This window comes from Nonomuraea cypriaca, from assembly GCF_015645445.1.
Lineage (GTDB): Bacteria > Actinomycetota > Actinomycetes > Streptosporangiales > Streptosporangiaceae > Nonomuraea > Nonomuraea cypriaca.
On the sequence record NZ_JADOGI010000049.1, the window covers coordinates 48,108 to 54,882 of the forward strand.

Consider the following 6,775-nt stretch of genomic DNA (forward strand, 5'->3'; position numbering starts at 1 on the left):
CGCGAGGTTCCCCACCACGCGGGGCTTCCTTTTGCCCAAGGATGACTGTGGTACGCATGTGACCACGGAGCCGGCCCAGTGGGCGTCGTAGCGGCGGCCGGCCACTGACCGGCTCAGCAAGCGTCTCCCTGGACAGAGCCCGGCCCGGGTCGGCGGTTGGGGCAACCCCGTCGCAGCGTAAATGATGATGAAAACACGGACGCCGGCATAGAAAGCGGCGAGCAACCCCGTCGCGGCGTAAAAGACGACCGTGGGAGACACGAACGCCGGCCGGACAGACAAAATGGATCCGCGCGGCGCGTCAACCAAGCGCCGGTCGGGAAAGATTGAGAAAATCCCCTACTGTGACGGCGATTCTCGACCAGTTGCGTGCCGCCCCCCGGTCGGTGCTCGGCAAGCTCCCCGGGGTCTCAAGCGACGACGATGAGGCCAGGCGGCCGCTACCGGTGTCGGGAATGCTGGCCGCGGCCTGCACTCTGGGCGTCGGGCTGGCCGCACTCACCACGCTGACGCTGGTCGGCTGGATCGCCGCCCCGCGCGGCACGCTGGGTGCGGGGTTGCCGGGTGTGTTCCGTACGGCGGCGCAGTTGTGGCTGGCCGCGCACCACGCCGGGTTCGCGATCCCCAGCGGGCGGGTCGGGCTGCTGCCGCTCGGCCTGATGATCCTGCCCGCGATGCTGCTCTACCGCGCGGGGCGGTGGATGGCGCGCGACGCCGACCTGCGGCTCCGGCTGCCCGCGCGGCTGCCCAAGAACAGCCCGCGCGAGCAGGCCAACGCCCGCCGCCGAGCCCAGCTCGTCCTGGTGGCGCAGGCGGGGGTGTCGCTGGCGGCCCCGTACGCGCTGCTCGCCGGGCTGATCGCGCTCGTGGCGGACAACGAGATCACGCAGCCGTTCATCGGTGAGGCGCTGTTCAGCCACTTCGTACTGGCGTTCCTGGCGGGCGCGCTGGCCACGGCGCGGATGATCGGGCCCTGGCAGGTGATGTTGCGGCTGCTGCCCGAGCGGATACGCGCCCTGACCGTCGGCACGGCCGTCGCCACGGCCGTCCTGCTCGTGGCCGGGCTCCTGCTGGTGCTGGTCGCGGTCGTGCTGAACTTCGGGCAGGTCAGGGAGCTGTCCGAGGTGCTCTCGCCGGGGTTCGTCGGCGGGGTGCTGCTGATCCTGCTGCAACTCCTCTACCTGCTCAACACCGTCATCTGGGGCGTCTCCTACATCGCCGGTCCTGGGTTCGCCATCGGTGCGGACACCTTGGTCGCGCCCACGGGGGTGCACCTGGGCACGGTGCCGAGCCTGCCGCTGCTGGGCGCGCTGCCCGAGAGCGGGACGGTGCCGGCGTGGATGATGGCGGTGATCGCGCTGCCGTTCGCGGCGGGGGCCGTGGCGGGCGTGATGGTGGCCAGGATCTCGCCCTCTCCCTCGTACGAGGCCGCGCCCCTCTGGGGCTTCCTCACCGGGGTCTCCACCGGGATCGTGGCGGGGGCGCTGGCGGCGTTGTCCGGCGGGCCCATCGGCGGCGGGCGGCTGGCGGCCGTCGGTCCTTCGCCGTGGGAGGTGGCCCTGTCGGTGGCGCTGGAGGTCGGGGTGGCCGCGGGCACCTCGGCGGGCGTCGCCAACCTGCTGCTGCTCAACAAGCGGGCCAGAGCGCCGCTCGACAAGGCGACGGCTCCCGTGCGCAAGGCCGGGGCGGCCATCGCCAAGGCGGCGAGCAAGGTGGGGCTGGCCGAGTCGGACCCGCGTCCGCTGCCCGGCCACTGGATGGACGCCACCGAGGCCGACACCCAGCAGATCCCGGTCATCCGGGACGACTGGCAGGACGAGCACGCCTCGGCCGAGGCCGAGACGATGTCACAGGCCCGCCCGCTCCTGACGAAGCCCGACCCGGTCGTACGTCCGCCGCGGCCGGACATCGTGGACGAATCCGACGACCGCGGCGGCCACGTCATCTACGTCGACCCGTACGCCTGGGACCGCGACTGAGCGGCCCTTACGCCGCTGAACGGCCCTTTCGCTGACCCGCGCTTACGGCTGCATGGTGCCGAGGAGTTCGAGCACGTCGGCGGGGAGCTTGCGCTGGGCCGCGTCCCTGAACTGGGTGAAGCACTCACCCTGCGACATGACCGTGCCGGCCCCCTTCATGCACTCCTGAAGGGCGGAGTATTCGTTCATCAGGTAGAGCTGCATCCCCGTGGCCATGGCGGACAACGCCAGTGCGATCGAGGAGACCGTGATGCCGCTCACGGCCATGCCCGTGGGCTTGCCCGCGCCTTTCAGCAACGGCAACGCCCGGATGCCCGTCACCAGCGCGAACAGCGCCATGACCAGGCCGGCGAGCGGCAACATGAACGTCATGGCCAGCGCTGCGATGGACAACCAGATCGCTCGGCGGCCCGCTGAGTCAGCGGGCTGCTGGCCTGCCGGTGCCTGCACCGGTGTCGACACCTGACCTCCTCTGCGTCGCCGGACGAGGAACGGATATCCTTGTCACCCCCACCCTGTTTCCTCTTTGGAGAGTGTGCGTGTCTAAGGCTGGGCGGCTCGTCGTCCTCGTCTCCGGCTCTGGAACCAACCTACAGGCCCTGCTGGACGCTTCTGCCGACCCGTCGTACGGGGCTCGGGTGGTAGCGGTCGGCGCGGACAGGGATGGGATCGAAGGGCTGGTCAAGGCATCGAAGGCCGGAATCCCGACATTTGTTGAAAAATTGGGCAATTATCCGACACGGGCGGACTGGGATGCGGCAATCGCCGCCAAGATCGCAGAGTATGACCCCAGCCTCGTGGTGTCGGCAGGCTTCATGAAAATTTTGGGCGCGCCGACGCTGGAGGCGTTCCCCGTGCTCAACACCCACCCGGCGCTGCTGCCGTCGTTCCCCGGCGCCCACGGCGTCCGCGACGCGCTGGCCCACGGGGTCAAGGTGACGGGCTGCACGGTGATGCTGGCCGACGCGGGGGTCGACACGGGGCCGATCGTGGCGCAGGAAACGGTGCCCGTACTCCCGGATGACGACGAGGCGGTGCTGCACGAGCGGATCAAGACCGTCGAGCGCCGCCTGCTCGTCGAGATCGTCGGCCGGATGGTCCGCGAGGGCTGGACGGTCAGCGGACGTATCGTCCGAATCGGCAATCAAACAGGAGGGGAATCCACGTGACTCGCATCGCCATCCGGCGCGCGCTGATCGCTGTTTACGACAAGTCCGGGCTCGAGGAGCTGGCCAGGGCCCTCGACGGCGCGGGGGTGGAGATCGTCTCGACCGGTGGCACGGCCGCCGCGATCTCGTCGTACGGGATCCCGGTGACCAAGGTCGAGCAGCTGACCGGCTTCCCGGAGTGCCTCGACGGCCGGGTCAAGACGCTGCACCCGCGCGTGCACGCCGGACTGCTGGCCGACGTCACCAAGCCGCACCACGTGGCCCAGCTGGACGAGCTGGAGATCGACCCGTTCCAGCTGGTCGTGGTCAACCTCTACCCGTTCCAGGAGACGGTGGCCTCCGGCGCCTCCGACGAGGAGTGCGTCGAGCAGATCGACATCGGCGGTCCCGCCATGATCCGGGGCGCCGCGAAGAACCACAACACCTGCGCCGTCGTGGTCAACCCCGGCTTCTACGGCGACGTGCTCACCGCACTGGCCGAGGGCGGCTTCACGCTGACCGAGCGCAGGCACCTCGCGGGCATCGCGTACGCGCACACGGCCTCATACGACGTCGCCGTGGCCAACTGGTTCGCGGGGACGGCCGGGGGCGACGAGTTCCCTTCGTTCACCGGCGCCACGTACGAGCGCGAGGCCACCCTGCGCTACGGCGAGAACCCGCACCAGCGCGCCGCCCTCTACACGGCCGGCCAGGGCGGTCTGGCGGGTGCCGAGCAGTTGCACGGCAAGGAGATGTCGTACAACAACTACCTCGACTCCGACGCCGCCTGGCGCGCGGCGTGGGACTTCGCCGAGCCCTGCGTGGCCGTCATCAAGCACCAGAACCCATGCGGCATCGCGATCGGCTCAGACGTGGCCGACGCGCATCGCAAGGCGCACGCGTGCGACCCCGTGTCGGCGTACGGTGGCGTGATCGCCGTCAACCGCGCGGTCACGGCCGAGCTGGCCAGGCAGATCTACGACGTGTTCACCGAGGTCGTCATCGCCCCCGCCTATGACGCGGAGGCGCTGGAGGTGCTGCGCGGGAAGAAGAACCTGCGCCTGCTGCTCTGCCCGCAGGGCCCGGCCGAGCCGACCGAGTTCCGCAAGATCAACGGCGGCCTCCTCGTACAGACCGTCGACCGCGTGGACGCGCCCGGCGACGCGGCGGCGCAGTGGGAGCTCAAGACGGGCGAGCCCGCCTCACCGGAGCTGCTGGCCGACCTGGAGTTCGCCTGGCGCGCCTGCCGCTCGGTCAAGTCCAACGCCGTCCTCCTGGCCAGTGGCAAGGCGACGGTGGGCGTCGGCATGGGCCAGGTCAACCGGGTCGACTCGTGCCGCCTCGCGGTCACCAGGGCGGGCGAGCGGGTGGCCGGTTCCGTGGCGGCGTCGGACGCGTTCTTCCCGTTCGCTGACGGGGCGCAGGTGCTGATCGACGCGGGCGTACGCGCGATCGTCGAGCCCGGCGGCTCCATCCGGGACCAGGAGGTCATCGAGGCGGCCGAGAAGGCCGGTATCACCCTGTACTTCACCGGCACCCGCCACTTCTTCCACTGATCGTCCACCGGCCAACCCCAAAAGGCGACATGATCGTTTATGTCGTCTTTTGGGCGTTTTGGGGCGAGCACTGACTCTTTCCGGTTAGCCTGATGGCCTTCCCTGCTCCGCCCAGCCCCGGGAGTCTCCCTTGCTCGACGTGATCCTGCAGGCGTTCGTCACCCTGAACGGCTTCTCCTCCAGCCCCTTCGTTCTCGTGATCGTCGCCTTCATCGGCGCCTATCTCGGCAGCCGCGTCGTCGAGGTCATCCCACTCACCCGCCGGATCATCGAGCGCCGCGAAGCCCAGGCCGCCGAACGCGACTAGCTGCCGGCCGCCGAGGACGATCCGTACTGCCCGGTCTCCGGGCGCTCGATCATCAGGGCATGCGCGGCGCGCGCGGCCACGGGCCGATGCCTGGTGCCCCTGGGCACGACGAACAACTCACCCGCGGACAGCGTGACCGGTTCGCGACCGTCCAGTTCGATGCGGAAGCTCCCGTCCCAGCACAGGAAGAGCTCGTCCTCATCATGCTCGTGCCAGGGGAACTCGCCCTCGAACCGGGCGATCCGAACCACTGTGTCGTTCGCCGTGACCAGATCACGCTGCTGAAAGGGGCCGGGCAAGGTCTGGATGACCTTCTCGATCGACACCGGACCTGTCTCGTGTGTAGTCGTCATGGGCCCATGCTCCAGGTGCGACAAGACGTCATCCAGGGCCAATCTCCGGTTATTGGCATGCGGTTCAGCCGTTCGCTGTGATCGCTAGCCAGGCCAGGTTGGCTGCTCCGGCCAGGGATGCGTGGACGCCGAGCGTGCTCTGTCTGACCTGCACCGCTCGTACGAAGGCCAGCCCGGCCACGTCGTCGAGGGCTCGTTCCAAGGGCTCGAACAGGACCTTGCCCGCGGCGGACACCCCGCCTCCGATGACCACGGTCGTGACCTCAGCGGCGGCCGCGGTCGAGGCGATCATGCCCGCCAGCGCCCTGGCCCCTCGCTCGAACGCCGCCACGGCAACCGGATCCCCAGCCGCGGCATCCCGCGCCAGCGCCCGGGCATCAGCCTTCTCACCGTTATGCTTCACCGTCGTGCCGGCCCCCAGGCCCGCATCTCCGGCCTTCCCGCTCGCACCTTCGGCCCTCAAACTCGCATCTCCGGCCCGCCCGTCCGCGCCTTCGGCTTGCCCGTCCATCGCCTCAGTGCCGCTGACCGCCCGGCCGGATCCTGCGGAGTTCCCTGTCGGGTCGGTGGGATCCTCATGGGGAGACCAGCCATGCTCCAACGCCCAGCGCGCGAGGTTGGGGCCGCTGGAGTAGCGCTCCACGCATCCGCGCCCGCCGCATTCGCACCGTTCGCCGTTGGGGTCGATGCTCATATGGCCCACATGTCCGGCGTTCCCGGTCGGCCCGAGGAGTGGCGCGCCGTCGATCACCAGGCCCCCGCCGATCCCTGTGGACACGACAATGCCGAGTAGCGATGTGCTGCCGCGCCCGGCGCCCAGCCAGTGCTCCCCGAGCGCGAAGCACTGGGCGTCGCCGGCCAGCACGGTGGGCAGCCCCGTCAGCTTCCGTACTTCCTCACGCAGCGGGAACCCGCGCCAGCTGGGCATGTTGACCGGGCTCACGGTGCCGGTGGCGAGATCCAGCGGACCCGCGCAGCCGATCCCGGCCGCCTCAGGCAGAGGGCCGCCGTTCATCACCTCCGCGATGAGGCCCGCCAGGGCGGACATGACCTCCGTACGCGGCGTCGGCCGGGTAGCGGAGCGCAGCATGGAACCGGCCTCGTCCACCAGCGCGGCGGCGAGCTTGGTCCCTCCGATGTCAATCGCGAGTACGCAGGTCATCAATGTTTGTGGTGGTTGTCGGGCTGGCGGGGGTCGCCAGGGTGCTCCAGGCCGGGGACGAGTCGTACCTTCATGGCGCGCATCTCGTCCAGCCACCGCGCGAAGGCCTGCCGCCGTGCGGCCTCGATGAGTCGAACGTCATGGTGGGTCGCTCCGAGCGAGTGAAGGGACGGTTGCCGAGCGGTGGCGCTCTCGGGCACGGGCTGCTGGGTAGCGCCCTCAGGCACGGCGGTGCTCTCAGGCACAGGCTCCTCGGCGGTGCTCTCAGGG

The 6,775-nt window shown here is 69.9% G+C and carries 7 protein-coding genes and 1 pseudogene; 4 read left to right on the plus strand and 4 right to left on the minus strand.

The features are described from left to right. The first annotated feature begins 344 nt into the window (after nucleotides 1–344). Complete coding sequence (locus tag ITP53_RS18325; protein ID WP_195896618.1) at nucleotides 345–1,979, plus strand: cell division protein PerM; 1,635 nt, start codon at nucleotides 345–347, stop codon at nucleotides 1,977–1,979. Nucleotides 1,980–2,021: 42 nt separating this feature from the next. Here the strand turns inward: ITP53_RS18325 and ITP53_RS18330 are convergent, their stop codons facing one another. Beyond that, the gene (locus ITP53_RS18330) at nucleotides 2,022–2,441 is read right to left on the minus strand and encodes a hypothetical protein (protein ID WP_328814928.1); all 420 of its coding nucleotides are present in this window, start codon (nucleotides 2,439–2,441) and stop codon (nucleotides 2,022–2,024) included. Nucleotides 2,442–2,518: 77 nt separating this feature from the next. On the opposite strand from ITP53_RS18330, the gene purN reads away from it, so the two are divergent. The 3 genes from purN (at nucleotide 2,519) to ITP53_RS18345 (ending at nucleotide 4,990) form a co-directional block, all read left to right on the plus strand. Beyond that, entirely contained in the window at nucleotides 2,519–3,148 is a 630-nt protein-coding gene (gene purN, locus ITP53_RS18335; RefSeq protein ID WP_328814930.1) for a phosphoribosylglycinamide formyltransferase, read from the plus strand. After that, a complete protein-coding gene (gene purH, locus ITP53_RS18340) occupies nucleotides 3,145–4,683 on the plus strand; it encodes a bifunctional phosphoribosylaminoimidazolecarboxamide formyltransferase/IMP cyclohydrolase (RefSeq protein ID WP_195896620.1) in 1,539 nt (512 codons plus the stop codon). The genes purN and purH overlap by 4 nt, the downstream gene beginning before the upstream one ends. Nucleotides 4,684–4,813: 130 nt before the next feature. Beyond that, on the plus strand, nucleotides 4,814–4,990 hold the full coding sequence (locus ITP53_RS18345) for a hypothetical protein (protein WP_195896621.1): 177 nt from the start codon (nucleotides 4,814–4,816) through the stop codon (nucleotides 4,988–4,990). On the opposite strand, the gene ITP53_RS18350 is transcribed toward ITP53_RS18345, so the two are convergent. From ITP53_RS18350 to ITP53_RS18360, 3 genes and pseudogenes are all read right to left on the minus strand, one after another. Then, nucleotides 4,987–5,343, minus strand: a complete 357-nt coding sequence (locus ITP53_RS18350) for a cupin domain-containing protein (protein WP_195896622.1) — start codon at nucleotides 5,341–5,343, stop codon at nucleotides 4,987–4,989. The two genes, ITP53_RS18345 and ITP53_RS18350, sit on opposite strands and share 4 nt — an antisense overlap. A gap of 64 nt (nucleotides 5,344–5,407) precedes the next feature. Continuing rightward, nucleotides 5,408–6,505 carry an ROK family protein gene (locus ITP53_RS18355; protein WP_195896623.1) on the minus strand — a complete coding sequence of 366 codons (1,098 nt, stop codon included), beginning with the start codon at nucleotides 6,503–6,505 and terminating at the stop codon, nucleotides 5,408–5,410. Next, nucleotides 6,505–6,775: pseudogene (locus ITP53_RS18360) on the minus strand (hypothetical protein); the annotation flags it as partial. The gene ITP53_RS18355 and the pseudogene ITP53_RS18360, both read right to left, overlap by 1 nt.